Origin of the sequence: Streptomyces africanus (genome assembly GCF_030816955.1) — a bacterium.
GTDB lineage: Bacteria > Actinomycetota > Actinomycetes > Streptomycetales > Streptomycetaceae > Streptomyces > Streptomyces africanus.
This window is the reverse complement of the sequence record NZ_JAUSYP010000001.1, coordinates 5,304,712-5,331,011: the sequence shown is the minus strand read 5'-3', so window position 1 is coordinate 5,331,011 and position 26,300 is coordinate 5,304,712. Positions and strand designations below refer to the sequence as shown.

Genomic DNA, 26,300 nt, shown 5'->3' with positions numbered 1-26,300 from the left:
CGGAGCCGCCCTCGGCAGGCCTGGGTACTACTTACTACGGCTGTAGTTAGGCGCCTCGACCGTCATCTGGATGTCGTGCGGGTGGCTCTCCTTGAGGCCCGCCGACGTGATGCGGACGAAGCGGCCCTTGGTCTCCATCTCCTCGATGGTGGCCGCGCCCACGTAGCCCATGGTCTGGCGCAGACCGCCGACGAGCTGGTGCAGCACGTTGGCCAGCGGGCCGCGGTAGGGCACCTGGCCCTCGATGCCCTCGGGCACGAGCTTGTCGTCGGAGGCGACCTCGGCCTGGAAGTAGCGGTCCTTCGAGTACGACCGGCCCTGGCCGCGGGACTGCATCGCACCGAGCGAGCCCATGCCGCGGTACGACTTGAACTGCTTGCCGTTGATGAACTGAAGCTCGCCCGGGGACTCCTCACAGCCCGCGAGCAGGCTGCCCAGCATGACCGTGTCGGCGCCCGCGGCGAGCGCCTTGCCGATGTCGCCGGAGTACTGCAGACCGCCGTCACCGATCAGCGGCACGCCGGCCGGACGGGCGGCGAGGGACGCCTCGTAGATGGCGGTGACCTGCGGGACACCGATACCGGCGACGACCCGGGTGGTACAGATCGAGCCGGGGCCGACGCCCACCTTGATGCCGTCGACACCGGCGTCGATCAGCGCCTGGGCGCCGTCGCGCGTGGCGACGTTGCCGCCGATCACGTCGACGCGCACGCTCGACTTGATCTTCGACATCCAGCTGAGGGCGTTGCTGTTGTGGCCGTGCGAGGTGTCGACGACCAGGAAGTCCACACCGGCCTCGGCGAGCGCCTGGGCCCGCTCCAGGGCCTCGGGGCTGGCGCCCACGGCGGCGCCGACGATCAGCCGGCCCTCGGCGTCCTTGGCCGCGTTGGGGTACTGCTCGGCCTTGACGAAGTCCTTGACGGTGATGAGGCCCTTGAGGACACCCGCGTCGTCGACCAGCGGCAGCTTCTCGATCTTGTGGCGGCGCAGCAGCTCCATGGCGTCGGGGCCGGAGATGCCGACCTTGCCGGTCACCAGGGGCATCGGGGTCATGACCTCGCGCACCTGACGGGAGCGGTCGGTCTCGAAGGCCATGTCGCGGTTGGTGACGATGCCGAGCAGCTTGCCGTTGCCGTCGGTGACGGGGACGCCGCTGATGCGGAACTTGGCGCACAGGGCGTCGGCCTCGCCGAGCGTCGCGTCCGGGTGCACCGTGATCGGGTCGGTGACCATCCCGGACTCGGACCGCTTCACCAGGTCGACCTGGTTGACCTGGTCCTCGACGGAGAGATTGCGGTGCAGGACGCCGACGCCGCCCTGGCGGGCCATGGCGATCGCCATGCGCGACTCGGTGACCTTGTCCATGGCGGCGGACAGCAGCGGGATGTTGACCCGCACGTTGCGGGAGATGCGGGACGAGGTGTCGACCGCGTTGGGGAGCACTTCGGATGCACCCGGCAGCAGCAGCACGTCGTCGTAGGTCAGCCCGAGTGTCGCGAATTTACCGGGCACTCCGTCGACGTTGGCAGTCATGACACCTTCCCCAAATGGCCTTGATCGGTGCGGATGTCCATGCTAACGGGAAGCACGGCTGTCTCATTCCACGGTTCCGCCTGGCTCCGGGCTTCGTATGTTCGTACGGAAGCAGCGCACCGCCTGTTCAACAAAGGGGTTGTTCCAGCAGGGCTACTGCTCGGCCAGCGCCCGCAGCCGGCTCAGCGCCCTGTGCTGCGCCACCCGGACCGCGCCGGGTGACATTCCCAACATCTGGCCCGTCTCCTCGGCCGTGAGGCCCACCGCGATCCGCAGCAGCAGCAGCTCCCGCTGGTTCTCGGGCAGGTTGGCCAGCAGTTTCTTGGCCCATTCCGCGTCGCTGCTGAGCAGGGCGCGCTCCTCCGGGCCCAGGGAGTCGTCGGGCCGTTCCGGCATCTCGTCGGAGGGGACGGCCGTCGAGCCGGGGTGGCGCATCGCCGCGCGCTGCAGGTCGGCGACCTTGTGGGCGGCGATGGCGAAGACGAACGCCTCGAAGGGGCGCCCGGTGTCCCGGTAGCGGGGCAGTGCGAGAAGCACCGCGACACAGACCTCCTGGGCGAGGTCCTCCACGAAGTGCCGGGCGTCGCCCGGGAGGCGGGACAGACGGGTGCGGCAGTAGCGCAGGGCCAGGGGGTGGACATGGGCGAGCAGGTCGTGCGTGGCCTGCTCGTCCCCGTCGACGGCGCGGTGGACGAGCGCGCCGATCGCCCCTTGGGCATTGACCGCCTCGTCATCGCGCATCGGTCCATGGTGCCTTGCGGCCGCCGGGTCCGTGGCACCGCGCCCGTTGTTGTGCACCGAAGCGTTATGAGCAGGTGCGCCGGAACTCATCCCCTGCGCCCTCCCCTTCCGCTCGACCGACTCGTCCCCGAGGAACTCCACACCCTCAAGGATGCGGCATCCGCGGCGAAACGAGCAGCGGGCATCCGGCGGACCCCCGGTCCACCCCCGCCGACCTGGCTTTCCGCGCCCCCACTGCGACCGCTGGGGCCTGCCGTTCGGATCATCCCGGGGCCGTGGGTCCTCGCGTGCACCCTCCTCGAGAGCTCGCACGGGGGCATCCGTGCGCCCCCGCTCTCCGGCCCCGGCCGGAGAGCGCGCGTCGAAGCCGGCCCGATCCGAAGGGCAGGCGCTAGGGGGTGTCCGTAAAGTCCCGTCGTCCGGCCGGAGGGCGGGCCCTGCGGCGTCCGGTGCGCGCTCTCGGCATGCCGGGCGGACACCCGCGTACTGGTGGTACGCAGGTGGTCGCCCGGTGGGGCGAGTGGGGGTACCTCCCACGCCCTTAAGGCAGTGGGGGAGCGTGCCGGGCGTCGCGGGGCAGGCGGGACTTTGCGGACATCCCCTAGCGCACCAGACCCCACCGGAAGCCGAGCGCCACGGCGTGGGCCCGGTCCGAGGCGCCGAGCTTCTTGAACAGGCGCCGGGCGTGCGTCTTGACGGTGTCCTCGGAGAGGAACAGCTCGCGGCCGATCTCCGCGTTCGAGCGGCCGTGGCTCATGCCTTCGAGCACCTGGATCTCACGCGCCGTGAGCGTCGGCGCGGCGCCCATCTCGGCCGAGCGCAGCCGGCGCGGGGCGAGCCGCCAGGTCGGGTCGGCCAGCGCCTGCGTCACCGTCGCGCGGAGCTCCGCGCGGGAGGCGTCCTTGTGCAGATAGCCGCGGGCGCCGGCGGCGACCGCGAGGGCCACACCGTCCAGGTCCTCGGCGACGGTGAGCATGATGATGCGCGCACCGGGGTCGGCGGACAGCAGCCGCCGGACCGTCTCGACGCCGCCCAGGCCGGGCATGCGTACGTCCATCAGAATCAGGTCCGAGCGGTCGGCCCCCCAGCGGCGGAGGACTTCCTCGCCGTTGGCCGCCGTCGTCACGCGCTCTACGCCGGGCACGGTTGCGACCGCGCGACGGAGCGCCTCTCGGGCAAGCGGGGAGTCGTCGCAGACGAGGACGGAAGTCATGGCCGCCCTCCGCAGCTGATGCGCGTCACCTTGAGCCTCCAGGCTGGTACGAAATCGTCACCTGTGCGGTCGACCGTCTCGGACGCCCGCCCGAGCGCTTGTTCCTTCAACCGCCTCGCACTCTCAACGACGGTCACTCGAAAGAGTTACGGGGGCGGCTGACATCTTCGGCACTCTACGTGAGGGGCCGGACACGGTGCAGACATGCGCAAGAGACCCGCGAACTTTCATCACAACCTATGCCCCGTTCGGACCTATTTCTTCCGCTTTGCCAGTGTCTGGAGCTAGATTCGCAATGAGTCATATTTTCATCTCCTTAGATCGTAGTTGTACGGTCGTGGACACCAGATCCGCCCAAAACGGCTACAAGGGGTCACGTAATGGCAGATTTCTCCCGCCTTCCCGGACCGAACGCGGACCTGTGGGACTGGCAGCTGCTGGCTGCCTGTCGCGGGGTGGACAGCTCGCTCTTCTTCCATCCGGAGGGTGAGCGCGGTGCGGCTCGGAGCGCTCGCGAGAACTCGGCCAAAGAGGTCTGCATGAGGTGCCCTGTGCGTGCCGAGTGCGCCGCCCACGCGCTGGCGGTGCGGGAACCGTACGGCGTGTGGGGCGGGCTGACCGAGGACGAGCGCGAAGAGCTGATGGGTCGGGCGCGCAACCGGCTGGTGTCGGCGTCGACATCCGGCGGGCACGCCGCCTCGAACACCTGAAGGAACGTTTCTGCGAGACAGGCACGCGCACGCGTGCCGTTGGTTTTTGACGCGTTGGCGCCGTGGCGTGACGCGCCCGCGCTGTGGCCGGGACACGTTTGTGCTGCGGCCGGGGCACGCCTGCGCCGTGGCTAGCGGTGGGCGGCCCGTGCCAGTTCGCCGAGCGTCGCCGCCACGGCCGGGACCTGTGCGAGGTCGGGCAGGGTGAGCGCGACGATCTCCCGGCGCACCGCCGGTTCCAGCGTCACGGTCCGCACCCCCCGGGGCCGTACGGACTCGATGGCCAGCTGGGGCAGCACGGCCACGCCCAGACCGGCGCCGACCAGGCCGGCGACCGCGGGGTAGTCGTCGGTCGCGAAGTCGATGCGCGGGGTGAAGCCGGCCGCCGCACAGACCTCGACGAGCTGGCCGCGGCAGCGCGGGCAGCCCGCGATCCACGGCTCCCGCGCGAGGTCGCCGATCGCGACGGACTGCGCGCCCGCGAGCCGGTGCCGCTCCGGCACGAGTGCGACGAGCCGGTCCGTCAGCAGCGGCCGTACGACGAGGTCCTCCCACTCCTCGGCGCCCGCCGCCCCCTCGTAGCGGAAGGCGAGCGCCACGTCGCAGTCGCCCTCGCGCAGCATGCCGACGGACGCGGGCGGTTCGGCCTCCTCCAGGAAGACCCGGGTGCCGGGGTGCGCGTCGCGCAGGGCGGCGAGGGCGGTCGGCACGAGCGTGGAGCTGCCGCTGGGGAAGGAGACGAGCCGGACCCGGCCCGCGCGCAGCCCGGCGATGGCGGCGACCTCCTCCTCCGCGGCCGTGAGCCCGGCGAGGATCCCGGCGGCGTGCCGCACCAGCGCCTCGCCGGCCTGGGTCAGGCGCATCTCGCGTCCCGTACGGATCAGCAGAGGTGTGCCGACGGAGGCTTCCAGGGCCTTCATCTGCTGACTGACGGCGGGCTGGGTGCAGCCCAGTTCGCGGCCCGCGGCGGAGAAGGAGCCGGTGGCCGCGACGGCGCGCAGGACACGGAGATGACGGGCTTCGATCACCCTTCGAGGATAAGCGACCCTTTGAAGCCGCTCCGAATAATGCGTCGACGCTTTGGGGACGGGTCCCCTACCGTGCGGGCATGAAGCTTCTGTCTGTGAATCTGGGCCGCGCCAAGGCTGTGCCGTACACGGACAACCCGGAGGGTGTGACCGGAATCGACAAGCGGCCGGTGGACGGGCCGGTGCGGGTCTCGGCGCCCGGGCCCAAGGGCGTCGGCGGGAGCGGGCTGGCCGGGGACGCGGTGTGCAAGCTGGAGCACCACGGCGGCGACGACCAGGCGGTCTACGCGATGGCGCGCGAGGACATGGACGCGTGGGAACGCGAACTGGGCCGGACGCTGCCCGACGGGGCGTTCGGCGAGAACCTCACGACACAGGGTCTCGACGTGTCCGGCGCGCGGATCGGCGAGCGCTGGCGCATCGGGCCCGAGGTGGTGCTGGAGGTCACCTGCGGGCGGATCCCGTGCCGCACGTTCCAGGGCCATCTGGAGGAGAAGCAATGGGTGAAGCGGTTCACGCAGCGGGGCGCACCCGGGGCGTATCTGCGGGTGATCGAGCCCGGTGCGATACGGGCCGGCGACTCCGTCGAGATCATCCACCGCCCCGAGCACGATGTGACCGTGGCCCTCCAGTTCCGGGCGGTGACCACCGAGCGGACGCTGCTGCCGCGGCTGCTGCCGGCGGGCGAGGCGCTGCACCCGGAGTCGCTGAGGCTGGCGCGGGAGTACGCGGAGAAGCTCGGGGTCTGACGGCCGCTCGCCGGTCGGGCCCGACGGCCGCTCGCCGTGCGGGTCTCCACCGACCCTTCACCGGTGAGACCCCCGCGCGGAAGCGGATGCTCATAGTCCGGGTCACTAACCTTCTGCCATGACAACGGCTCTGATTACGGGATCGACGGCAGGCATCGGGGCCGCGTTCGCGCGGCGACTGGCGGCGGACGGGCACAACCTCGTGCTGGTGGCCCGCGATACCAAGCGGCTCCGGGAGCAGGCGACCGAGCTGCACGACCGGCACGGCATCGAGGCGGAGGTGCTGACGGCCGACCTCGCCGAGGACCAGGGCATCGAGTCGGTGGCCGACCGGCTGGGCGACCGCAAGAACCCCGTCGACCTGCTGGTCAACAACGCCGGATTCGGCAACAAGGGCCGCTATCTCGACGTGTCCATGGCCGACGAGCTGCGGATGCTGAAGGTGCACTGCGAGGCGGTGCTGCGGCTGACGTCCGCGGCGACGGAGGCCATGCGGGAGCGCGGCCGCGGCGGCGTCGTGAACGTCGCGTCGGTGGCCGCGTTCGTCCCGCGGGGCACCTACGGCGCGTCCAAGGCCTGGGTCGTGCAGTTCACCCAGGGCGCCGCCCGCGACCTGGCCGGCAGCGGCGTACGGCTGATGGCGCTCTGCCCCGGCTTCGTGCGCACCGAGTTCCACGAGCGGGCCGGCATGGGGACGGACAACATCCCGGCCTGGATGTGGCTGGACGCGGACAAGCTGGTGGCGGCGGCGCTCAACGATCTGGCCCGGGGGAAGACGGTGTCGATCCCGGACCCGAGGTACAAGGCGCTGATGGGGGCGGCGAAGCTGGTGCCGCGGGGGATGCTGGGGGCGGTGTCGTCCAGGACGGGGCGGAAGTACGGGCCGCAGTAGGGGCGTGGCGAAAGGCGCCGACGAGGAACGGCACGGCAGCGGGTTCCACGTGCAGCACGGCCGGGAGGGCTTCCTGCCACTCCCCGTGCCGCAGCGCGTGGATCGCGAGGGAGCGGGCTCTGTCAGGGGCGACCCTGGATACCAGGGCCACCGCCGCTTCAGGGTGTTCACCGAGCGGCCTGGCCCAATTCAGCGCCGCCGAGACGTCGCCGGCTTCGGCGAGAGCCACCACGAGAGCCTCGCGCACGCTGTCGTGTTCGTCCCCGGGAGGAACCTGGCGCACCCACCACCTGGCCTCCTCGCACAACCTCGCCCGCACGAGAGCGCGAACCAGGCGCCATCCCACGGAGTAGCCGGTTACGTTCCGCAGACGCAGCGCCTCACCGGCGACGGCACGGGCTCGATCCGGCTCGCCGAGAACTGACCACGCCTGGAACACGTCGGCCAAGACCAGAGCCGATTCGGGTGCCTTGCCCAGGTCAGGGCACCCGTTGTGCTGCGGGAGCTCCGCCAGCACAGTGCGCGCCTCGGTCCTCATCCCGCTCAGGGCCAGGGCGGCGGCTGCTCTCGCCGTCGCGGAGATCCGTGCGGGTGCTTCTCGTACGGTGCCGGCGCAGTCCACCGAGCGGGCCGCCTCCCCACGTTCCGCCCACACCACCGACATCTCGGCCAGCAGGCCGTCGCGGTATGCCGTCGGCGCCTCCGCGACGAACTTCTCGGCCCTGCCGTACCTCCCGGCCCCCGTCCAGGCGCGCAGGAGTGCCGCCCAGGCCTCGTGGGCGCCGCGGCCCGCGCCGTCGGGTGAACGGATCAGGGCTTCGGCGCGGTCGAGCTCGCCGGATCGCACTAACGCCAGGGCCACGTCAGTGAGTTCCTGACCGTGCCAAGGCGTGTCGGATCCTGCCGAACGGGGCACAGCCGTCTGCGCGAGGGCGTTCTCGATCCCGGCCAGGAGTTCACGCGCCGCCGGGGTGTGTCCGGCGGCTGCCAGCGCCTGCGCCACGCGGGCACGGTCCGATACGGCGCCCGAGATGCCCGCCTCCGCGCGGACCCGGTTCTCGACCCGGGCGAGAAAGGCTGCGGCCTCCTCGCGGTGCCCGGACCGCGCCCAGGCGACGGCACCGCGGGCCAGCGGGTCGAGCCCATGGGCGGGATCGCTCCACACGGCGAGGGACTCGGCTTCCCGCAACCGTCCGGTGGCAGCGAAGCCCTCCGCCGCAGCGGCCGACAACTCGGAGCGTACGGCGGTCGAGGAGAAGGTGCGGCAGAAGCGCCTCACCCGGCCGGATTCGCCGCGGCGGGCGAGAGCGGCGGCCAGGAGGCGGGCGCCCTCGACGGCCGTACCTTCGGTCCGGCCCGCCAGCAGGGCTTCGGCGCTGTCCAGCTTGCCCTCAAGTACGAGAACGGGAGCGAGGAAAGTCGCCAGCCAGAGGGCGGAGTCACCGTCCCGCGCGGTGTTGCGCAGCATTTCCGTGATCACGTCCCACCTTCGCGCGTCCACGAAGGCCTGGAAGTAGTCGGTGGCGTCGGCCCCTGCCTCGGAGAGTTCTTCGAGGCAGTCCTTGGGGTCTTGAAGGCGGTCCTTGAAAGTGGTCGCGTGGTCGCGAGCGTCGTTCAGAAGCCGCTCCGCCTCCTCCACCCGGCCGGCTTCGGCCAGGGCCAGTGCGAGCCGGCACAGCGCGCCGCTCGGCGCGCTGTCTCCGGCCTCCCGGACGATCTCCCACGCCTGTTCTGTCCGCCCCTGCGCGAGCAGGCCTGTGACGAGTGCCCGTATGCAGGCCGACCGGTGCGACGGGGCCGTCTGGCGCGTCACCTCGGCACGTGCCCGGTCGAACTCTTCATCGTCCAACCACGTCTCCACGACCTGCGCGGCAAGCGCCGCAGAGGAGAGAGGAACGGAGGCCGAGCGCAGGACCGCTTCGGCTCGGTCGTACAGCCCGACGCGGACAAATGCTCGGTGGACAGCGACCGCGTGCTCCGGACGGCCGAGCCCGAACCCACTCTCGTGGAGAGCCTCCTCGGCCGCGACCGCCAGTCCCGTGGCGCGCTCGGTATCACCCTGACCAGCCAGTTCCTCCGCCACTCGGGCCAACGCCGGCGTCTTGTCCAGTGGCGGGAGATCGCGTGCCAGGGCCTCCGCGCGCGATGTCCGCCCGAGTGCGGCCCAAGCCCAGGCGAGTGACTCAGTGACGCTGCGGCGCCGACCGCGTATCACGTCGCCGTGCACGCACAGTGCCAGCAGGTGCAGGACCGCGTGCGGGAAGCGGGACGTCCCGGTGCTCCCGGCCGCGGGCTCGGCTTCGTCGGCCACTGCCGTGGCGAGCATCCGCTCCGCGGTGAGGATCTCCTCCAGAGCCGCACCGTCCGCGCCCGTCACCGCCAGCATCCGGTCATGACGGGCCTGGTCCAAGGCGAACTCCACCATGCGTGCCGTGTCCCCTGCCCGGGACACCATTTGGGAGTAACCGCGGAGCAGATAGGCAGGGGTCTCGGCCGGCCACTCCCGCCGGCGCCAGGCGTCGGCCCAGGTGTGCAGCAGGCCCCGGCAGCGGGACAGTTCGGCGTCACCGACCATCTCCTCGGCCTGGCGCCGCAACCCCTCGTGAGCGAGCAGGTAGCCGTGGGCCCGCTTCTCGAACGTCCGGCCCGCCCCCGTTTTCAGCGTCTTGCGCACGCGAAACGGAACCGCTCCGGTGAGTGCCGCCAGATCCTCCACCGTCAGACCGCCGCCGGCGGCCGTCACCAGGGTCAGCAGTTCACGTTCCAGGCCACCGGCCTCGGTGAGTGCGCTCAGTTCTCGTTCCGCAGCGGCCCGCACCATCCGGGCGTACGGCGACGGCTTCAGCGTCCGTGCGACAGAGGGGTCGCGCAGCGGGTGCCCGTCGGGTACGTCTGCCGGCAGCGGCGGGTTCAGCCGGCCGGTGACCAGGACCCGCATCCCCGCCTCCAACTGGTCCGGCAGCAGGCTCGCGATGCTGTGCGCGTCCGGGCCGGTCGTGACGCCCCTGTCCTCGTCCAAGCCGTCGACCAGCAGAACCAGACGCTCGCCCCGCTCCCGGCAGGCTCGGGCTGCTTCGCCGTACAGCCTCAGCAGGTGCGCGTCGCGCGTTGCCGGTCGGAGGTAGGCCGGCATGGAGCCCGAGAGTTCCGCGAGCTGTTCCAGTACGACATCGGCGTACGCCGCGAAGGTGTTGTGCGTGCTCAACTGAGCGGTGACGAAGAAGGGCACCACACACACGCCCGGCGGGGGATTCAGCGCGAACCATTTCATCAGCGCCGTCTTGCCCGCCCACGCCTCCGCGCGCCACCAGGCGTACGCCGGGCCGGAGCCGGCCGTGCAGAAGGCCGTCAGCTCGGCGAGTTCCCGATCGCGGCCGACCAGTTCGCCGGGGGCGATCCTGCGGACCTGCTCCCAGTACGCCGAGCGCACCTGCCGGGTGAACACGAGGTGGTTGTGGTCCCCGGTGACGGCCACCCCGACATCCCGCCCCGCGGCCACCGACCGCTCCCCCCGCTTCCCCCACCAGCGCATGGCCTCATGATGCCAAAGGGCCGGGAGGCGCCGAGCGGCTCTTGTGGGGACAATGGAGCTGTTCAGCCGGACCCAGGGGGGCCGGAGGCGAGGCCATGACCTTCGTACAGCTCATCGAATGCAGGACCAGCCGGCTCGACGAGATGAACCGGCTGATGGACAGGTGGGTCGAGCAGACCAAGGGGAAACGGACCGCTACGCACAGTGTGGTGGCGAAGGACCGGGCCGACTCCTCGCACATCGTCGAGATCGTGGAGTTCCCGTCGTACGAGGAGGCGATGCGCAACTCCGGGCTTCCGGAGACCGACCGGATCTTCCAGGACATGGTGGCGCTCTGCGACGAGACGCCGACGTTCACGGACCTGGACGTGGTGCGGGACGAGCAGCTGAACGCGGCCACGGCGCGCAGGTTCTTCGAGCTGGCGCCCGGGCAGGGTGCGGCGCCCGCGTTCAACGACGTGTTCATCGAGGGCTACCACGACCACGATCCCGCCAATGTGCAGGACGTCATCGGGCTGGACGCGTGGCGGCGCGAGGTGGAGGTGTGGCGGGGCGGGTTCGACTTCTCGTTCACGATCGAGGACCAGATCGCCCAGGGCGACCGGGTGTGCACCCGGTGGACCTGGAAGGGGCACCACAAGGGGGAGTTCCTCGGGATTCCGCCGACCGGGAAGGACGTCACCATGACCGGGGCGACCGTGCACCGGTGCACGCCGGACGGGAAGCTCGCCGAGGGCTGGTGGCAGTACGACCGGCTGGGGCTGATGCAGCAGCTGGGGGCTCTGGAGCCTACGGAGCTGTGACCTCGGTACTCCTTCGGTCAGCCGATCCGCACGGCGATGGTGCGCACACGCCAGGGTGTGCGGTGGCCACACTCTGGTCGGAGTGACTGCTGTTGTTGCACCTGTCGTCAGGGGAGCCGGCGGTGTGTACCTCCTGGAGCTCAAGGGGCACCCGGGCCGCGTCGTGAACCACGGCGACACCTGGCAGTTCCACGGTGACGACCGGGTGCGGACGCTGCGCAACCCACTCCATCCGACCGACCTCAAGGCCAAGGAGCTGAAAGGCCGGCTGGAGCGGTTGCAAAGCGACGGGGGGCTGCATCCCTACGCGGTCACAGGATGACATCACCATGTCGTCGGGGGCGACCCGAACCGCGGTGCTCCCGGCCGTCCTCCCGAGCGGCTTTTCGCCTGCCGCCGCGACGGGCACCACGTGAGCCCGCTGAACTGCAGCCCCGTGAGAACTCACCACCTGCGGGACCAGATCTGATGCATGAGGACAGGGCTGATACGCCACCGGGCGGGAGCGCGGGCCACCGGGCCCGCGCTCCCGCCTCCTGCTGTGCACGGGCTCGTGATCGTGGCATCATCGGCTCGCGCCACGTTGGCTTTTCGGGGGAACTCCATGGCGGATCAGGTCAGTTCACGTCGCTCGTCGTACTGGGCCACCGGCGCCCTCTGCGGCACCGTGGCCGCGCTGGGCGCGACCGGTGACATCATCTTCGACCTCTTCGACGGGTCGACCGCCGTCGCCGTGGGAAGCGGGACGGCGGTGCTGATCGGTGGCCTCACCTGGTATCACGCAGCGCGCGCCCGGCCCGGGTCGGTCACGCAACCGGCCGCACGCGGTGTGCCTCGGCACGAACTGCCTTCCACCGCGCCCTGGGTGGGCCGCCGGACGCTGCTCGACGGCCTGCTCGCCACGCTCCGGGACGTTCCGGCGCCGACGGGCGGGACCCTGTCCGTCGACCTCTCGCACAGCCAGTCGAAGATCATCGCCGTCCACGGGGCGCCCGGCACCGGAAAGACGACCCTCGCCCTCAACGCGGCGCACCGGGTGAAGGACGAATACCCCGACGGCCAGTTGCACCTCGCGCTGCGGGGCGACGGCGACGAGCCCATGACGAGTGCGGACGCCCTGAAGGAGCTCCTGCTGAGGCTCGATGTCGCCCGCGAGGACATCCCCGCCCGCGTCGCGGACCGGGCCGCGCGCCTGCGGTCGCTGACCAACGACCTCCGACTGCTGATCATGCTCGACAACGCGCACAGCGCCGAACAGGTACGCCCCCTGCTGCCGGTGGGGGCGGGGTGCGCGGTGCTGATCACGAGCCGCAGGGCGCTGTCCGTCGGGGACGTGGCCCGTCCCCCCGTGCACGTGTCCCTCCCGAGTGAGGACGACGCGCTGAGTGTCCTCGCGCACTGGGCCGGCGAGGACCGCATCGCCGCCGATCTCGCCGCCGCCCTCCGCATCACGCGGTTCTGCGGCCGGCTCCCCCTGGCCCTGCACATCGTCGGCTCGAAACTCAGGAACCGGCCGGACCTGAGTCTGGCCCAGATGCAGGACCGCCTTGTGGACGAGCGGGAGCGCCTGCGGGAGCTCTCCCGTGCCGACAGCAGCCTGGAGGCCTGTCTGGGCTTCAGCCACCGGGAGCTGGCGGAGCCCACGCGGGCGGCCTTCGGTCTGATCGCCTCGTTACCGGCAGGGCGGCTCACCGACTGGCACTTCGCGTCCGTCCTGGAGACTCGGGGAGCGGCGGTCGCGGCCTGCGACGAACTGGTCGAGGTCAGTCTGATGGAGGCCCAGAGCGACGGGCAAGCGGACCCCGGCTACCGCGTCCACGACCTGATCCGGGTCTACGCGGCCGAGCAGTACGACCGGCTGCCGCCGGACGACCGACGGCACCTGGAGGCCCGCCTGGTGCGGGCGTTCCGGGACGCCGTCGTCCACCTCGCCGCACAGCGCGCCCCGGAGCTCGCGACGGAGGTGTCCGCGGAGCAGGTCGACGGCCTGGACCGGTCGTCGGCCGCCGCCTGGGTTGCGGGCGAGCAGAAGCGGCTGGAGTGGGCCATCGGCCGGGGCCGGAGTCTCGGCATGGACGTGGAGGCGGCCGAGATCGGCGAGGCGCTGTCGTACTTCCTCAACGACATCACCCTGCCGTCCGGTGCCGCGGACTGGCTGTTCAGCGCGCCGTCCGGGACCAGGCCGCGGGTGCGGCGCAGTCTGCGGCGGGCCCGCGCGACGATGGCGCTGGCCGAGGGCTCGCCGGACACGGCACTGGCGCTGCTGGTGCCCGGCGGCACGGAGGACGGGGAGACGCCGGACACGGTGGACCGGGCCAGGGACGAGATGGTCGTCGCCGCCGCACACGCGGCGAAGCACGACTTCCGGGACGCCCTGCGGCACATGACCGCGGCGGTGGACCGGTTACGGACGGCCGGTGACTCCTGGCACGTCCTGAACTCCCTCGAGAGGCTGGGCGAGTTCCAGAGGTGGCGGGGGAAGCCGGAACTCGCGGAGCGGAGCCAGCGGGAGGCGCTGCGGCTGGCCGAGCAGGCCGGTGACCTCCGGGCGTGCGCCCGGCTGCGGCGGACGCTCGCGGAAACCCTCGGCTACCTGCGCCGGCCGGAGGAGGCGGCACCGCTGCTGGAGGCGGCGATCCACGACTTCCGTGTGCTGAACGACCGCAGATGGGAGGGCGCCTCCCTCTACGCCCTCGGAAAGATCTACCGGCTCCTCGGCCGCCGCGACGAAGCGCTCGACTGCTACCGGCGGGCGGAGGAGATCTTCGGGCCGATGGGCGAACGGCACTGGGTGGGGCGGGTCGCCAACGCCAGGATCCGCGTCCTGGCGGGTCTGGGCGACCTGGACGCGGCCGGCGAGACGGCCGGGACGGCGATCGGGATCTTCCGGCAGGTCGGCGACGAGATGTGGGTCGCCCACACTCAGCGGGACGTCGGCTGGCTGCATCTGAAGGCAGGCAGGCCCGCGGAGGCCCTCGGACCGCTCACCCATGCCGTCGAGGTGACCGAACGCGCCGGTGACGCCTACGCCAACGCCATGGCCCGTCATCTGCGCGGGGTCGCCCACCGCGACCTCGGCCACTACGCGGAGGCGCACGCCGACTTCGACGCCGCCCTCGATGTCTACCGGTCCGGGGACTACGCGTGGAACGAGGCGGCGGTGGTCCACGACGTCGTCCGTGCCCTGCGGGCGGAGGGCCGGTCCGACGAGGCCGCCGCCCTGGAGAGTGGCACCGCCGCGGCCAACCCGTTCTTCACGGGGATGCGCGGGCGGAACGGCGCCGAGGCGGTCCCGGACGAGGAGTGACGGCCTTCCGTCGTCCGGCCGGGCGCCGCACGTCCGTGGTGTCTCCCGGACGTTCCCGGGGCCGGCGGGTCCGGCCCGCGCAGCACGTCGTGGCGGGCCGGGAGCCGTGCCCCGGCCCGTCGGGTCCGCCCGGTGCGGGGGCTTCGGCGCCGTCCGTGGCCGGCCCCGCCGTCAGAACCACTTCGTGCAGGTCCAGGAACCGCCGGCGCCGTCGTACTGCTCGACACAGGCCCGGTAGGCGTGGCTGTTCCACACCATGGCGGTGTACGCCGGATAGTTGGGCGAGGCGTGCTCCGTGTACGTGGGACCCTTCTTGGTCTCGATCTTGAAGCGCCAGTTGCTGTTGGCCTTCTGGATGCGGGCCCAGGCCGCGCTGCAGGACGGTGAGACCCGCAGCTCGACCGCCGGGCCGCCGCCGGCCGGCGGGATCCTGCTGCCCTTGAGTGTGCGGGCATCGGCGCCGCAGCCCGTCGCCTGCGGGTTCTTGCCCGTGCAGCCGGAGCCTTTGCAGGTGGCGGCCTGTGCCGTCCCCATGGGCAGCAGCGCGGTCAGGGCCACGGCCGCCGTGACGATACCCAGCGTCTTCTTGAGCATGGCGTCCTCCCCGGGAGTCGCCGACTCCCGTGATCTGTGACGGTGTCGATCAGAAGGTACATATCGACACCCCTGGCCGGCGCGCACGCCACGGCCGGTGGGTGACGCCGCGGCGGCCGTCCTCGCTGTGGGCGCGCGGATGCATCGTTCCTGCGGCGCCGGACTCCGCTGTCCCCTTTCGGGGCAGCGGTGGTCACGCGAGGTTGACATGGGCCGACCAGGCGTCCGGGCCTACGAGGCCGTCGGCGGCGAGCCGGCCCAGGGCTCGGGAGGCCGCGATGCCCACGGTTCTCGTGGTGGGACCGACTCGGGGGCGGGTATTCCGTCGCTCTGCGGCGGACGGTCGCACAGTCGTTCCTCAACGGCCGGGGCGCGGATGTCCGTCCCCGTTGTCGTCAGGGCCCGACGGAACCGGGCCCGGTGCCCCGGTTCCGGTTCCGGCCGCCTTCGCTCAGCGGCCGGCCCGGCCTCCCTGGCGGCCTGTATCTTCCTCGCCACTTTCGCCAGTCTCGGCTCCTTCGCCTTGTTCCCCCCGGCCAGCCGCTTCTGCCGTTCCCGCTGCGCCTCCTCGGGGGTCAGCCGCATGTAGGCGGGTGCGATCTTGGGAATTCCGCTCAGAGGATCGGCGCCCCGGTTCGCGACGGGGCGGGGCGGGAACCGGGGAACTCCTTGTAGCCGGCGGCCCGGGCCTTCTTCTGTCGACCCTTCCTGGACGATTTCCCGGTCCCGGGCGCGGACCCGGACCCGAGCGCGGACGGGCTCGACGCTTCTCGGCCCTGACCGGAGCGGCGGCCAACCCGTTGCGCCGCCGCTCGGCGTCGCGGGCGAGCTCCAGCGCGCGCAGGCGTCCCTTCATGGCCACCAGCAGCCCCCGCCCACCCACCTCCCGATCCACCGCGTCCACCAGCTCCGGCCGGGGAATCCGCCGTGCTCCACCGCCGCGATCGCGCCTCGCCGTACCCGGCCCGCTCCCCCAACTGCGCCTGTGTCAGCCCCGCGGCCTCCCGCAGCAGCTTCATCTGGCGGCCGAAGCACCGCAGGAACTCCCCGTTCGAGTCCGCACCCTCCACGCCCGCACCCGAGTCCGCTCCGGACTCCATCGCACTCGCCCCCTCAGCACATCCGTCCACGGCGAAGGCCCGGCAGCCCCGTCTCCGGGGTGCCGGGCCTTCGCTCGGGCTCGGGCCGACTGAGGTCGTCAGCCGTCACGCATCGTGCCTCAGTGGGCGTGGCCGTGGCCGTGGCCCGCGGCGGCCGGCTCCTCCTCTTCCTTCTTCTCGACGACCAGGGTCTCGGTCGTGAGCAGGAGGGAGGCGATGGAGGCGGCGTTCTCCAGGGCGGAGCGGGTGACCTTGACCGGGTCGATGACGCCGGCCTTGATCAGGTCGCCGTACTCGCCGGTGGCGGCGTTGAAGCCCTGGCCCTTGTCGAGCTCGGCGACCTTGGAGGTGATGACGTAGCCCTCCAGTCCGGCGTTCTCGGCGATCCAGCGCAGCGGCTCGACGACCGCGCGGCGGACGACCGCGACACCGGTGGCCTCGTCGCCGGTCTTGCCGAGGCTGCCCTCGAGGACCTTGGCGGCGTGGACCAGGGCGGAGCCACCACCGGAGACGATGCCCTCCTCGACCGCGGCGCGGGTCGCGGAGATGGCGTCCTCCAGACGGTGCTTGCGCTCCTTGAGCTCGACCTCGGTGGCGGCACCCACGCGGATGACGCACACGCCGCCGGCCAGCTTCGCGAGGCGCTCCTGGAGCTTCTCGCGGTCCCAGTCGGAGTCGGTGGTCTCGATCTCGGCCTTGATCTGGGCGACGCGGCCCTGCACGTCGTCCTTGTTGCCGGCGCCGTCGACGACCGTGGTGTCGTCCTTCGTGACGGTCACGCGGCGGGCGGAGCCGAGGACGTCCAGACCGACCTGGTCGAGCTTGAGGCCGACCTCCTCGGAGACGACCGTGGCGCCGGTGAGGACCGCCAGGTCCTGCAGCATCGCCTTGCGGCGGTCGCCGAAGCCGGGGGCCTTCACGGCGACGGCGTTGAACGTGCCGCGGATCTTGTTCACGACCAGGGTCGACAGGGCCTCGCCCTCGACGTCCTCGGCGATGATCAGCAGCGGCTTGGAGGAGTTGGACTGGATGACCTTCTCCAGCAGCGGCAGGAGGTCCGCGATGGCGGAGATCTTGCCCTGCGTGATGAGGATGTACGGGTCGTCCAGGACGGCTTCCATGCGCTCCTGGTCCGTCACGAAGTACGGCGACAGGTAGCCCTTGTCGAAGGCCATGCCCTCGGTGAAGTCCAGCTCCAGACCGAAGGTGTTGGACTCCTCGACGGTGATGACACCGTCCTTGCCGACCTTGTCCATCGCCTCGGCGATGAGCTCGCCGACCTGCTGGTCCTGGGCGGACAGCCCGGCGACGGCAGCGATGTCGGACTTCTCGTCGATCGGGCGGGCCGAGGCGAGCAGGTCCTCGGAGATCGCGGCGACGGCGGCGTCGATGCCCTTCTTCAGGGCGGCCGGGGAGGCACCGGCGGCGACGTTCTTCAGGCCCTCGCGCACGAGCGCCTGGGCGAGCACGGTCGCGGTGGTCGTACCGTCACCCGCGATGTCGTTGGTCTTGGTCGCCACCTCCTTGACCAGCTGGGCACCGAGGTTCTCGTACGGGTCCTCGATCTCGACCTCGCGGGCGATCGTGACACCGTCGTTGGTGATGGTGGGGGCGCCGAACTTCTTGTCGATGACGACGTTGCGGCCCTTGGGGCCGATCGTCACCTTCACCGTGTCGGCAAGCTTGTTGACGCCGCGCTCGAGGGCGCGACGGGCGTCCTCGTCGAACTTCAGGATCTTCGCCATGGGAGCGTGAGCCCTCTTCCGGAATCAGGGTTAACGGCACTGCGCCCCGGGCGCCCGGCTTCTTATCGATCGCGGGGGGCCAGGGGCGCAGCTCAAAGCAATGTGCTTGGGGTGAATTACTTCTCGACGATCGCGAGCACGTCGCGGGCCGAGAGGACGAGGTACTCCTCGCCGTTGTACTTCACCTCGGTGCCGCCGTACTTGCTGTAGAGCACGACGTCGCCGACGGAAACGTCGAGCGGAAGACGGTTGCCGTCCTCGAAGCGGCCCGGGCCCACGGCCAGGACGACGCCCTCCTGGGGCTTCTCCTTGGCGGTGTCCGGGATGACCAGGCCAGAGGCGGTGGTCTGCTCGGCGTCGAGCGGCTGGACCACGATGCGGTCCTCGAGCGGCTTGATGGCAACCTTGGAGCTGGTGGTCGTCACGATCCGACCTCCCCCTTCGGAGATCTCACGGGGTTAACTGTCTGAGGTGGCGACCAGGTGGATCCGTCGTCGCGGGTGCCGGACCTGCCCGTCGCTGTGTTGGCACTCTCCAGTGGGGAGTGCCAGAGCCGAGACTATGACTGCGATTAGCACTCGGTCAAGCGGAGTGCCAATTGCCGGCGGCGCGTCGGCCCAGGAATCGGGTCGGCGTACGTCTGTGCCAGGGACCCGGCGTTGGCGTCCTGGCCCCTGGGGGCTGCCGCCCCCGGGCCCCCGCTTCGGCCTGGACGGCCTCGCCCTCAAGCGCCGGACGGGCTGGGCATCAGCACCACCCTGCCCACAGGAGTCAGAGGTAGTTCTCCAACCGCCCCACCCGCAGCCCCCTTCTCTCGATCTCCCTCAGCAGGCGCTCCGTCCGTTCTGTGAGCGTCAGGGACGCACTCTCCCCGGACGGAACCGAGATGACGTCGCCGGGGCGCAGGGCGGGCTTGCCTCGGGTGTACGTCAGGGTGCCGTCGGGGTTCAGGGACGCCCGCCACAGGACGACCGCCCGGATACCGCAGTCGGCGGCGGCGCGCAGGGTCGTCGTGTCGTACAGGCCGTAGGGCGGGCGGAAGAGGCGGGGGCGGAGGCCGAAGCGGGAGCGGAGTTTGTACTGCTGGCCGCAGATCTCGGCGCGCTGGCCGGCGTAGGGCAGGCCGCGCAGGGCGGAGTGGTCGAGGGTGTGGTTCTGGAGGGACGCGCCGACCGCGCGCAGCCGGGCGAAGTGGCCGTAGCCGGGCCCCACGACGCTGTCCGTGAGGAACATGCTGACCGGAAGCCGCCGTTCGCGGACGAGGCCGACGAAGGAGGGGTCGCGCTCGGCGCCGTCGTCGTAGGTCAGGAAGACCACCCGGTCGGGCGTGCGGACGTGGTCCACGACCGGCGGGAGGCCGCTCCGGTCCGGCCCGCGGACGCCGCTCGACGCGTGCGCCGGCGACTGGCCCCGGCCGTCCGCTCCCGTGCGCTCCCCCGCGGCCCCGGCGCATCCGGCCAGCAGGATCACTCCCGCGCACACCACTGCGGCCGGCGACCGCCGCCTCACAGGTAGTCCTCCAGCCGGCCCACCGCGTACCCCTCGGCCGTGACCTTGTTCAGGAAGCGGCGGATCATGTCGGGCATCGTGCCCCGCCACTGGTCGCGGCCCCGGAAGTGGGTGAGGACGATGTCGCCCGGGCGCAGTCGCCGGTCCCCCTCGCGGTACTCCCAGTGGTCGGCGAAGACCTCCTCGTTCCAGAGGGGGGCGTACTCGATGCCGCAGGCCTTGGCGGCGCGCAGGGTCGCCCTGTCGTAGCTGCCGTAGGGCGGGCGGAAGAGGGTCGGGCGCTTGCCGTAGCGCTTCTCGATGAGGCGCTGCATGCCGCAGATCTCGCGCTTCTGCGCGCGGTACGACAGGCCCCGCATGAGGCGGTGGCGGAGGGTGTGGTTGTTCAGGACCACGCCCCGGCCCTGCATCTTCTTGAAGTAGCCGTAGTCGTTCCTGATCAGGTAGCCGCTGAGGAAGGCGCTGTACGGGACCTTCAGGTCGCTCATCATCCGCAGGAACGCCGGGTCCTTCTCCACGCCGTCGTCGATGGTGAGGAAGACGACCTTGTCCCGGGTGGGGACGGTGGTGAAGACGGGCGGGAGGTCCAGTCTCCGGTGGCCCTTCACCTCGAAGCCCTCGCGGGTCCTGATCCGCGGCTTCTTCGCGGGGGCCGGCGGGGCGGTCAGCGGGACGGTCCTGAGCCTCCAGCGCTGCGCGGCGGCGATCCGGGCGGCGTGCGCGGCGCGCAGCTTGGAGGCGTAGGAGTCGAGCGCGCGGGCCGGGGGCGCGTCGAGGGGCTGCTGGCCGCCGGCCGCGGGGATCCGGCCGGTGTCGCCCTGCGCGCAGCCCGAGGCGATGGCGGCGAGGGTGAGTACGGCGATGCCGATCCGCACACCGCCAGATGCCCGCCTTTTGTCATTTTGTACGACTGCTCGCATGATGCGGGATCCTCGCAGCCGGCCTCCCCGGATCGGCCTCGACACCGCGACGGGCGGCACACCATCCACCGAGTGGCCCACACAGGGTCCGTGCCGGGCCCTGGCCGGCCTTTCGGCGCGCATACGGACGGACCACGGCCCGCCGCCCGACCCCGGCCTGTTCGGGCGGCGGCGCCGCATGCTGCCGGAGCCGGCGCCGCGCCCGGCGACGCCGGAGCAACGGACGCCCGCGGAGCAGGAGCCCGCCGCCCGCCGCGCGGACCCCGGGCCGACCCGCGTGCCGGCACCGGACCGACCGGCGTCCCGGGCCGGACCGACCGGCACCAGCCCGGACCGCTCCACCGCCCACACCGCCCGCCCCACCCGTGGCCCACAATGATCCGGTGAACGACCTCGCCCTCCTCCTCACCCCCGAAGGCCGCGTCCTCCTCGACGAGGTGCGGGACACCGATCCGGCACGGGAGCTGGCCGTGGCGACCCGGTTGCGCCGTGAGCACCCCGCCGAGCTGGTGTCGGCGGCGCTGGGCCAGGCGCGGCTGCGGCAGCGGGCGGTGGTGAAGTTCGGGGCGCAGGACGCGGGACGCATGTTCTTCACGCCGAACGGGGTGGAGCAGTCGACCCGGGCGAGCGTGGCGGCCTACCGGGCGCGGCGGCTCGCGGAGTCGGGCGTGACCTCGGTCGCCGACCTGTGCTGCGGCATCGGCGGTGACGCGATCGCGCTGGCCCGGGCGGGGATCCGGGTGCTGGCCGTCGACCGGGACCCGGCGGCCGCCGCGGCGGCGCGGGCGAACGCCGAGGTGCTGGGGCTGGCCGGCCTGATCGAGGTGCGGGAGGCGGATGTCACGGAGGTGGACACGGCCGGTTACGACGCCGTGTTCGTCGACCCGGCCAGGCGCGGCGGCCGGGGCCGGATCTTCGACCCCGAGGCGTACTCACCGCCCCTGTCCTGGGCGGTCTCCGCGGCCCGCCGCGCCCCTCGCACCGCCGCGCTGAAGATCGCCCCCGGCATCCCGCACGAGGCGGTCCCCGAGGACGCCGAGGCCGAGTGGATCTCCGACGGCGGCGACGTGAAGGAGGCGGTGCTGTGGTTCGGCACCGAGCCCGGGGCGGTACGGGCCACCCTGCTGCCGGGCCCCCGCACCCTGCTCTCCCGCGGCCTGCCCGACCCGGAGGTCCGCCCGCCCGGCCGCTACCTGTACGAGCCCGACGGCGCCGTCATCCGGGCCCATCTGGTCGCCGAGGTGGCCGAGGAGCTCGACGGCGGGCTGCTGGACGCGACGATCGCGTACGTCACCGCGGACGAGCTGCGCCCGACCCCGTACGCCACCGCCTACGAGATCACCGACCACCTCCCCTTCAACGTCAAGAAGCTGAAGGCGCTGCTGCGGGAGCGGGAGGTCGGCAACCTCACCGTGAAGAAGCGCGGCTCGGCGGTCGAGCCGGAGGAACTCCGCAGGAAGGTCAAGCCGCAGGGCCCGCACGCGGCGACGGTGTTCCTGACGCGGGTGGCGGGGGCGCCGGCGATGCTCATCGGGCACCCGGCCTGACCTTCAGGGCTGCTCCGCCGCCCGCCGCAGCAGCAGGTCCCGCTCCCGCTCGTTGCGCGTCAGCGACGCCGCCCGTTCGAACTCCGCCCGGGCCTCCGCCGTGCGGCCGAGGCGGGCGAGGAGGTCGCCGCGGACGCTGGGCAGCAGGTGGTAGTCCCGCAGGGCGGGGTCGCCGCGCAGTGCGTCGATGAGGGGCAGGGCGGCCTCCGGGCCCTCGGCCATCGAGACGGCCACCGCGCGGTTCAGTTCCACGACCGGGGACGGGGTACGGGCGGCCAGGAGGCCGTACAACGTGGCGATGCGGGGCCAGTCGGTCTCCTCGTACGTGTACGCGTGCGCGTGGCAGGCGGCGATGGCGGCCTGGAGGAGGTACGGGCCCGGGGCGCCGGAGGAGGTGGCCTCGGCCCTGCCCAGTGCGGCGACGCCGCGGGCGATGAGCATGCGGTTCCAGCGGGCGCGGTTCTGGTCCTTGAGGAGGACCGGTTCGCCGGAGGGACCCGTGCGCGCCGCCGTGCGGGACGCCTGGAACTCCAGGAGCGCGGTCAGGCCGTGCACCTCGGGTTCCTTCGGCATGAGGCCCGAGAGCACCCGGGCCAGGCGCAGGGCGTCCTCGCACAGGGACGGGCGGAGCCAGTCGTCGCCGGCCGTGGCGGCGTAGCCCTCGTTGAAGACGAGGTAGATGACGTCGAGGACCGAGCCGAGGCGGGCCTCGCGGTCGGGGCCGTAGGGCACCTCGAAGGCGATGTTCCGCGTCGCCAGGGTGCGCTTGGCGCGGACGATGCGCTGGGCGACGGTCGACTCGGGGACGAGGAACGCGCGGGCGATCTCGGCCGTGGTCAGGCCCCCGAGGAGGCGCAGGGTGAGGGCGGTGCGGGCCTCGGTGGACAGCACCGGGTGGCAGGCGGTGAAGACCAGGCGGAGCAGGTCGTCGTCGATGTCGTCCGGGTCGGCCGGCTCCTGAGGGGGAGAAACCGCCGACAGGTCCCGGCCGATCTCCGCCAGCTTGCGGGCGTAGTTCTCGCGGCGGCGGACCAGGTCGACGGCGCGGTTGCGGGCGGTGGCCATGAGCCAGGCGCCCGGGTTGTCGGGCACCCCGTCCCGCGGCCACCGCTCCAGCGCGGCGACCAGCGCGTCCTGCGCGAGTTCCTCGGCGATGCCGACGTCCCGGACGACCCGGGCGACGCCGGCGATGATGCGGGGCGACTCGATGCGGAAGACCGTCTCGATGGCCTCGGCGGTCCGGTCGGGCCGGGGCGCCGGGGAGGGGGTGGGCTGCGGGGTCACAACCCACCATCAGACACCCCCGGCGCCGCCCGGCCAAGGAGGACCGGTCAGCCCTCGGCGATCTGCCGGACCTCCGCGGTGATCGTCCAGTAGTCCTCGTGCAGGGACAGGAACCGCTTGGTCCACTCGATCGCCTCGGCCTTGTCCTTGCACTGGCTGATCGAGTAGCCGCCGATGACCTCCTTGGACTCGGTGAACGGCCCGTCGGTGACGGAGAGCTTGCCGTCCTCCCAGTGCACCCGGCTGCCGTCCGAGGTCGGGGTGAGTCCGGCCGTGTCGAGCATGACCCCGGCCTTGGTGATCTCCTCCAGGAGCTTGCCCATGCGCTCCTGGAGTTCGGGGCTCGGTCCCTCGGCGGGAGCGTTCTTCTCGTCGATGCGGATCAGGGTGAGAAAGCGCGGCATGGTGACTCCTCGGGGCTGTGCGGAGCGAGGTCCTTCCCCGCTCTCACCCCTGCGTCGATCGGGGGACCCCCGGATCGACACGCTCGCCGTTTTTTCTCCCGGATTTTTTTGCCGAGGGTGTCTGTGCAGGTCAGCGCAGCGACTCCCACAGCTTCCGGGCCTCCGGCTCCTCGGCCACCACCCGGTTGGGATCCGACGGCGCCCGGACCACCGGCATCGTCACCGTCCGCACCGCGCTCGCCGACAGGCCCCGCACGCTCTGCCCGAGCCGGGTCAGCTCGCCGAGGGAGTCCAGGCCGGTGTCGGTGGTGAGACCGGCGGTCACGGCGTCCGCCACCCGGTACAGCTTCGCCGGGTCGGTGAGCAGGTCCTGCGCGGCGATCTGGTCCAGCAGTGCCTTCACCAGCATCTGCTGCAGGCCGATCCGTCCCAGGTCGCTGCCGTCGCCGATGCCGTGCCGGGTGCGGGCCAGGGCGAGGGCCCGCGTGCCGTCCAGGTGGTGGGTGCCCGCCTTGAGGTGCAGATGGCTGTCGTCGTCGGCGATGTCCTCGTCCGTGGTGACGGTGACGCCGCCGAGCGCGTCCACGAGCTTCGCGAAGCCGGAGAAGTCGATCTCGATGTAGTGGTCCATGCGGACGCCGGTCATCGACTCGACCGTCTTCACCGCACAGGCCGGACCGCCCACCGCGTACGCGTTGTTGAACATGGAGTTGTAGGCGACGGCCGTCGACCCGCCGGACGGGCGCGGGCAGGAGGGGCGGGTGACCAGGGTGTCGCGCGGGATGCTCACCACGGTCGCGCTGGAGCGCCCGGCGTCGAGGTGGACGACCATCGCCGTGTCGGAGCGGGCACCTGAGCTGTCGCCGCCGCCGAGCCGCCGGTTCTCCTCGCCGCTGCGCGAGTCGGAGCCCAGCACCAGGATGTTGAGGGCCTCGCCGGGCAGGGCCGCCGCGGAGGGGGACGGCACGACCACCGGCTCCGGCGGGCGGTTGTCGCCCAGCGTGTTGTCGATGTCGACGCTTTTGATGTTGTCGTTGAGATGCCAGTAGGCCCAGCCCGCCGAGCCGAGGCCGAGCACCAGCGCACCCGCCAGGGAGAGGCCGGCGATCCGCAGCGCTCTCGACCGCCGGCCCACCGCTCTGCCCGCGTCCCCGTTCCCGTCCCCGTGTCCGTCACGTCCCGTCACGGGCAGGAACGTAAGTCCGAATTATGACGAGCAGGGACCCCAGGGCGATTTTTCTTCGGAAATTCTCAGACTTCTCCGTCCGGTCTCACCCCAGGGTCACCACCGGCACCGGGTTGCTCCCGCTCCACGAGGCGTTGAAGCCGAACGTGACCGAACCGCCGTCCGGCACCGACCCGTTGTAGGAGGCGTTCACGCAACTGACCGCCGCGCCCGACTGCGTGCAGTTCGCGTTCCAGGCCTGCGTGATCCGCTGCCCGGCGCCGAACGTCCAGTCCGCCTTCCACGACGACAGCGAGGCGCCCGAGCAGGCGATCCGCACCTGGCCCGTGTAGCCGGTGCTCCACTGACTGGTGACGCTGTACGTGGCCGAGCAGGCGCCCGTCGGCGGCGGGGTCGTCGTCCCGCCGAGGGCCTCCGCGATGGCGTGGTACGCCGGTTTCGGCTGGTAGTTCTCGTCGTACGGGGTCGCCGCGCCCTGCCCGGGGAAGGTGTCCGGGATCCAGGAGTCGGCGTCGGTGAAGCCCCAGACGGTGACGCCGGTACAGCGCGCGATGGCCACGCAGGCGTTCATGACCGCCTTGTAGTCGGCGGCCTGCTGGGTCAGCTTCGCCTGCGTCGCCGGCAGCTGCATCCGGATGTCCAGCTCGGTGATCGCCACGTCGACGCCCAGGTCGGCGAAGCGCTGGATGTTCTGCTGCAGCGTCGAGGGCACCTGGCCGACGATGAGATGCGCCTGCAGCCCCACCCCGTCGATCGGGATCCCGCGCTCCTTCAGGGACTTGACCAGGTTGTACAGGGCGGTGCTCTTCGCGTTGACGCCCTCGACGTTGTAGTCGTTGATGTACAGCTTGGCGCCCGGGTCGGCGGCCCGGGCCCAGGTGAGGGCCTGCGCGATGTAGTCCTGGCCGAGGGTGTCGTGGAACAGGGTCGAGCGGTAGGTGCCGTCCTCGTTGAAGGGCTCGTTCACCACGTCCCAGGCGGCCAGCCGGCCCTTGTAGCGGCCGACCTCGGTGGCGATGTGGTCCTGGACGACGGCGCTGAGCTGGTCCCGGGTCCAGTTGCCGTTCGTCAGCCAGCCCGGGTTCTGCTGGTGCCAGAGCAGGGTGTGGCCGCGCACCTGCTGGCCGTGGGCCTCGGCGAAGTTCACGATCTGGTCGGCCTCGGCCCAGTTGTAACTGCCCCGGCTCGGCTCGACGGAGGCCCACTTCATGGCGTTGCCGGGGGTGAGCGAGTTGAACTCGCGGCCGGCGATCTCGCCGTAGGTGCCGGTGAGTTTCGCGCCGGTGACCGCCGTGCCCATGACCTTGCCCTTGGCCTCGGCCAGGTCACGCAGCGGGGCGTCGGCGGCGTGGGACACGGGGGCCGCGGCCAGCAGGGAGCCGGCCGCGACGACGCCGGCCAGCAGGGAGGTGAGTAAGCCCGGTCTCAGCGATCTCATGTGCGGATGCCTCCGAAAGTTTCGGTGGTGCAACCGATTGGCTTCGGTGCAGTGTGGAGGCGTCC

General features: G+C 71.8%; 21 protein-coding genes. 7 read left to right on the top strand and 14 right to left on the bottom strand.

Annotated features, from left to right (window positions below):
* Positions 1-27: 27 nt before the first annotated feature.
* The 3 genes from guaB to QF034_RS24900 all read right to left on the bottom strand — a co-directional run bounded on the left by guaB (position 28) and on the right by QF034_RS24900 (position 3,487).
* Positions 28-1,533 (bottom strand): IMP dehydrogenase, encoded by a 1,506-nt coding sequence (guaB, locus tag QF034_RS24910; RefSeq protein ID WP_307177016.1) that lies wholly within the window; start codon positions 1,531-1,533, stop codon positions 28-30.
* Between the two features lie 153 nt (positions 1,534-1,686).
* On the bottom strand, positions 1,687-2,274 hold the full coding sequence (locus QF034_RS24905) for a sigma-70 family RNA polymerase sigma factor (RefSeq protein WP_010036508.1): 588 nt from the start codon (positions 2,272-2,274) through the stop codon (positions 1,687-1,689).
* A gap of 601 nt (positions 2,275-2,875) precedes the next feature.
* Positions 2,876-3,487, bottom strand: coding sequence for a response regulator transcription factor (locus tag QF034_RS24900; RefSeq protein ID WP_003948568.1), 612 nt, complete (start codon positions 3,485-3,487; stop codon positions 2,876-2,878).
* 380 nt (positions 3,488-3,867) lie between these two features.
* Here QF034_RS24900 and QF034_RS24895 point away from each other — a divergent pair, with 380 nt between their 5' ends.
* On the top strand, positions 3,868-4,197 hold the full coding sequence (locus tag QF034_RS24895) for a WhiB family transcriptional regulator (protein WP_086561542.1): 330 nt from the start codon (positions 3,868-3,870) through the stop codon (positions 4,195-4,197).
* Positions 4,198-4,328: 131 nt separating this feature from the next.
* Here the strand turns inward: QF034_RS24895 and QF034_RS24890 are convergent, their stop codons facing one another.
* A complete protein-coding gene (locus tag QF034_RS24890) occupies positions 4,329-5,225 on the bottom strand; it encodes a LysR family transcriptional regulator (protein ID WP_307177015.1) in 897 nt (298 codons plus the stop codon).
* Positions 5,226-5,305: 80 nt separating this feature from the next.
* Here QF034_RS24890 and QF034_RS24885 point away from each other — a divergent pair, with 80 nt between their 5' ends.
* From QF034_RS24885 to QF034_RS24865, 5 genes are all read left to right on the top strand, one after another.
* A complete protein-coding gene (locus QF034_RS24885) occupies positions 5,306-5,974 on the top strand; it encodes an MOSC domain-containing protein (protein WP_307177014.1) in 669 nt (222 codons plus the stop codon).
* Positions 5,975-6,092: 118 nt separating this feature from the next.
* Positions 6,093-6,866, top strand: coding sequence for an SDR family NAD(P)-dependent oxidoreductase (locus QF034_RS24880; protein WP_307177013.1), 774 nt, complete (start codon positions 6,093-6,095; stop codon positions 6,864-6,866).
* Between the two features lie 3,627 nt (positions 6,867-10,493).
* Positions 10,494-11,201: an ester cyclase gene (locus QF034_RS24875; RefSeq protein ID WP_307177012.1), complete on the top strand. Its 708-nt coding sequence runs from the start codon at positions 10,494-10,496 to the stop codon at positions 11,199-11,201.
* Between the two features lie 82 nt (positions 11,202-11,283).
* Positions 11,284-11,523 (top strand): nuclease-related domain-containing protein, encoded by a 240-nt coding sequence (locus QF034_RS24870; RefSeq protein WP_307177011.1) that lies wholly within the window; start codon positions 11,284-11,286, stop codon positions 11,521-11,523.
* Positions 11,524-11,805: 282 nt separating this feature from the next.
* Positions 11,806-14,508, top strand: coding sequence for a tetratricopeptide repeat protein (locus QF034_RS24865; RefSeq protein WP_307177010.1), 2,703 nt, complete (start codon positions 11,806-11,808; stop codon positions 14,506-14,508).
* Between the two features lie 171 nt (positions 14,509-14,679).
* On the opposite strand, the gene QF034_RS24860 is transcribed toward QF034_RS24865, so the two are convergent.
* From QF034_RS24860 to QF034_RS24840, 6 genes are all read right to left on the bottom strand, one after another.
* Complete coding sequence (locus tag QF034_RS24860) at positions 14,680-15,102, bottom strand: DUF2690 domain-containing protein (protein ID WP_307177009.1); 423 nt, start codon at positions 15,100-15,102, stop codon at positions 14,680-14,682.
* Between the two features lie 614 nt (positions 15,103-15,716).
* Positions 15,717-16,121: a hypothetical protein gene (locus QF034_RS41570; protein WP_370880963.1), complete on the bottom strand. Its 405-nt coding sequence runs from the start codon at positions 16,119-16,121 to the stop codon at positions 15,717-15,719.
* 200 nt (positions 16,122-16,321) lie between these two features.
* Positions 16,322-17,947: a chaperonin GroEL gene (gene groL / locus QF034_RS24855; RefSeq protein ID WP_193501937.1), complete on the bottom strand. Its 1,626-nt coding sequence runs from the start codon at positions 17,945-17,947 to the stop codon at positions 16,322-16,324.
* A 116-nt stretch (positions 17,948-18,063) separates the two neighbouring features.
* On the bottom strand, positions 18,064-18,372 hold the full coding sequence (gene groES, locus QF034_RS24850) for a co-chaperone GroES (RefSeq protein WP_003974211.1): 309 nt from the start codon (positions 18,370-18,372) through the stop codon (positions 18,064-18,066).
* 346 nt (positions 18,373-18,718) lie between these two features.
* Complete coding sequence (locus QF034_RS24845) at positions 18,719-19,456, bottom strand: polysaccharide deacetylase family protein (RefSeq protein WP_307177008.1); 738 nt, start codon at positions 19,454-19,456, stop codon at positions 18,719-18,721.
* Complete coding sequence (locus QF034_RS24840) at positions 19,453-20,376, bottom strand: polysaccharide deacetylase family protein (RefSeq protein ID WP_370880844.1); 924 nt, start codon at positions 20,374-20,376, stop codon at positions 19,453-19,455. The genes QF034_RS24845 and QF034_RS24840 overlap by 4 nt, the downstream gene beginning before the upstream one ends.
* 383 nt (positions 20,377-20,759) lie before the next feature.
* Here QF034_RS24840 and QF034_RS24835 point away from each other — a divergent pair, with 383 nt between their 5' ends.
* Positions 20,760-21,923, top strand: a complete 1,164-nt coding sequence (locus QF034_RS24835) for a class I SAM-dependent methyltransferase (protein ID WP_307177007.1) — start codon at positions 20,760-20,762, stop codon at positions 21,921-21,923.
* Positions 21,924-21,926: 3 nt separating this feature from the next.
* Here the strand turns inward: QF034_RS24835 and QF034_RS24830 are convergent, their stop codons facing one another.
* The 4 genes from QF034_RS24830 to QF034_RS24815 form a co-directional block, all read right to left on the bottom strand.
* Complete coding sequence (locus QF034_RS24830; RefSeq protein WP_307177006.1) at positions 21,927-23,207, bottom strand: RNA polymerase sigma factor; 1,281 nt, start codon at positions 23,205-23,207, stop codon at positions 21,927-21,929.
* Between the two features lie 47 nt (positions 23,208-23,254).
* On the bottom strand, positions 23,255-23,611 hold the full coding sequence (locus QF034_RS24825; protein ID WP_307177005.1) for a YciI family protein: 357 nt from the start codon (positions 23,609-23,611) through the stop codon (positions 23,255-23,257).
* Positions 23,612-23,741: 130 nt separating this feature from the next.
* Entirely contained in the window at positions 23,742-24,797 is a 1,056-nt protein-coding gene (locus QF034_RS24820; RefSeq protein ID WP_307177004.1) for an LCP family protein, read from the bottom strand.
* A gap of 85 nt (positions 24,798-24,882) precedes the next feature.
* Positions 24,883-26,235, bottom strand: a complete 1,353-nt coding sequence (locus QF034_RS24815; RefSeq protein WP_307177003.1) for a glycoside hydrolase family 10 protein — start codon at positions 26,233-26,235, stop codon at positions 24,883-24,885.
* Positions 26,236-26,300 lie beyond the last annotated feature (65 nt).

What these genes read in the sequence shown, in the direction of transcription:
- guaB (WP_307177016.1), bottom strand. Translation starts at nt 1,533, where the DNA reads ATGACTGCCAACGTCGACGGAGTGCCCGGTAAATTCGCGACACTCGGG.
- QF034_RS24905 (WP_010036508.1), bottom strand. Translation starts at nt 2,274, where the DNA reads ATGCGCGATGACGAGGCGGTCAATGCCCAAGGGGCGATCGGCGCGCTC.
- QF034_RS24900 (WP_003948568.1), bottom strand. Translation starts at nt 3,487, where the DNA reads ATGACTTCCGTCCTCGTCTGCGACGACTCCCCGCTTGCCCGAGAGGCG.
- QF034_RS24895 (WP_086561542.1), top strand. Translation starts at nt 3,868, where the DNA reads ATGGCAGATTTCTCCCGCCTTCCCGGACCGAACGCGGACCTGTGGGAC.
- QF034_RS24885 (WP_307177014.1), top strand. Translation starts at nt 5,306, where the DNA reads ATGAAGCTTCTGTCTGTGAATCTGGGCCGCGCCAAGGCTGTGCCGTAC.
- QF034_RS24880 (WP_307177013.1), top strand. Translation starts at nt 6,093, where the DNA reads ATGACAACGGCTCTGATTACGGGATCGACGGCAGGCATCGGGGCCGCG.
- QF034_RS24875 (WP_307177012.1), top strand. Translation starts at nt 10,494, where the DNA reads ATGACCTTCGTACAGCTCATCGAATGCAGGACCAGCCGGCTCGACGAG.
- QF034_RS24865 (WP_307177010.1), top strand. Translation starts at nt 11,806, where the DNA reads ATGGCGGATCAGGTCAGTTCACGTCGCTCGTCGTACTGGGCCACCGGC.
- QF034_RS24860 (WP_307177009.1), bottom strand. Translation starts at nt 15,102, where the DNA reads ATGCTCAAGAAGACGCTGGGTATCGTCACGGCGGCCGTGGCCCTGACC.
- QF034_RS41570 (WP_370880963.1), bottom strand. Translation starts at nt 16,121, where the DNA reads ATGAAGCTGCTGCGGGAGGCCGCGGGGCTGACACAGGCGCAGTTGGGG.
- groL (WP_193501937.1), bottom strand. Translation starts at nt 17,947, where the DNA reads ATGGCGAAGATCCTGAAGTTCGACGAGGACGCCCGTCGCGCCCTCGAG.
- QF034_RS24840 (WP_370880844.1), bottom strand. Translation starts at nt 20,376, where the DNA reads ATGCGAGCAGTCGTACAAAATGACAAAAGGCGGGCATCTGGCGGTGTG.
- QF034_RS24825 (WP_307177005.1), bottom strand. Translation starts at nt 23,611, where the DNA reads ATGCCGCGCTTTCTCACCCTGATCCGCATCGACGAGAAGAACGCTCCC.
- QF034_RS24815 (WP_307177003.1), bottom strand. Translation starts at nt 26,235, where the DNA reads ATGAGATCGCTGAGACCGGGCTTACTCACCTCCCTGCTGGCCGGCGTC.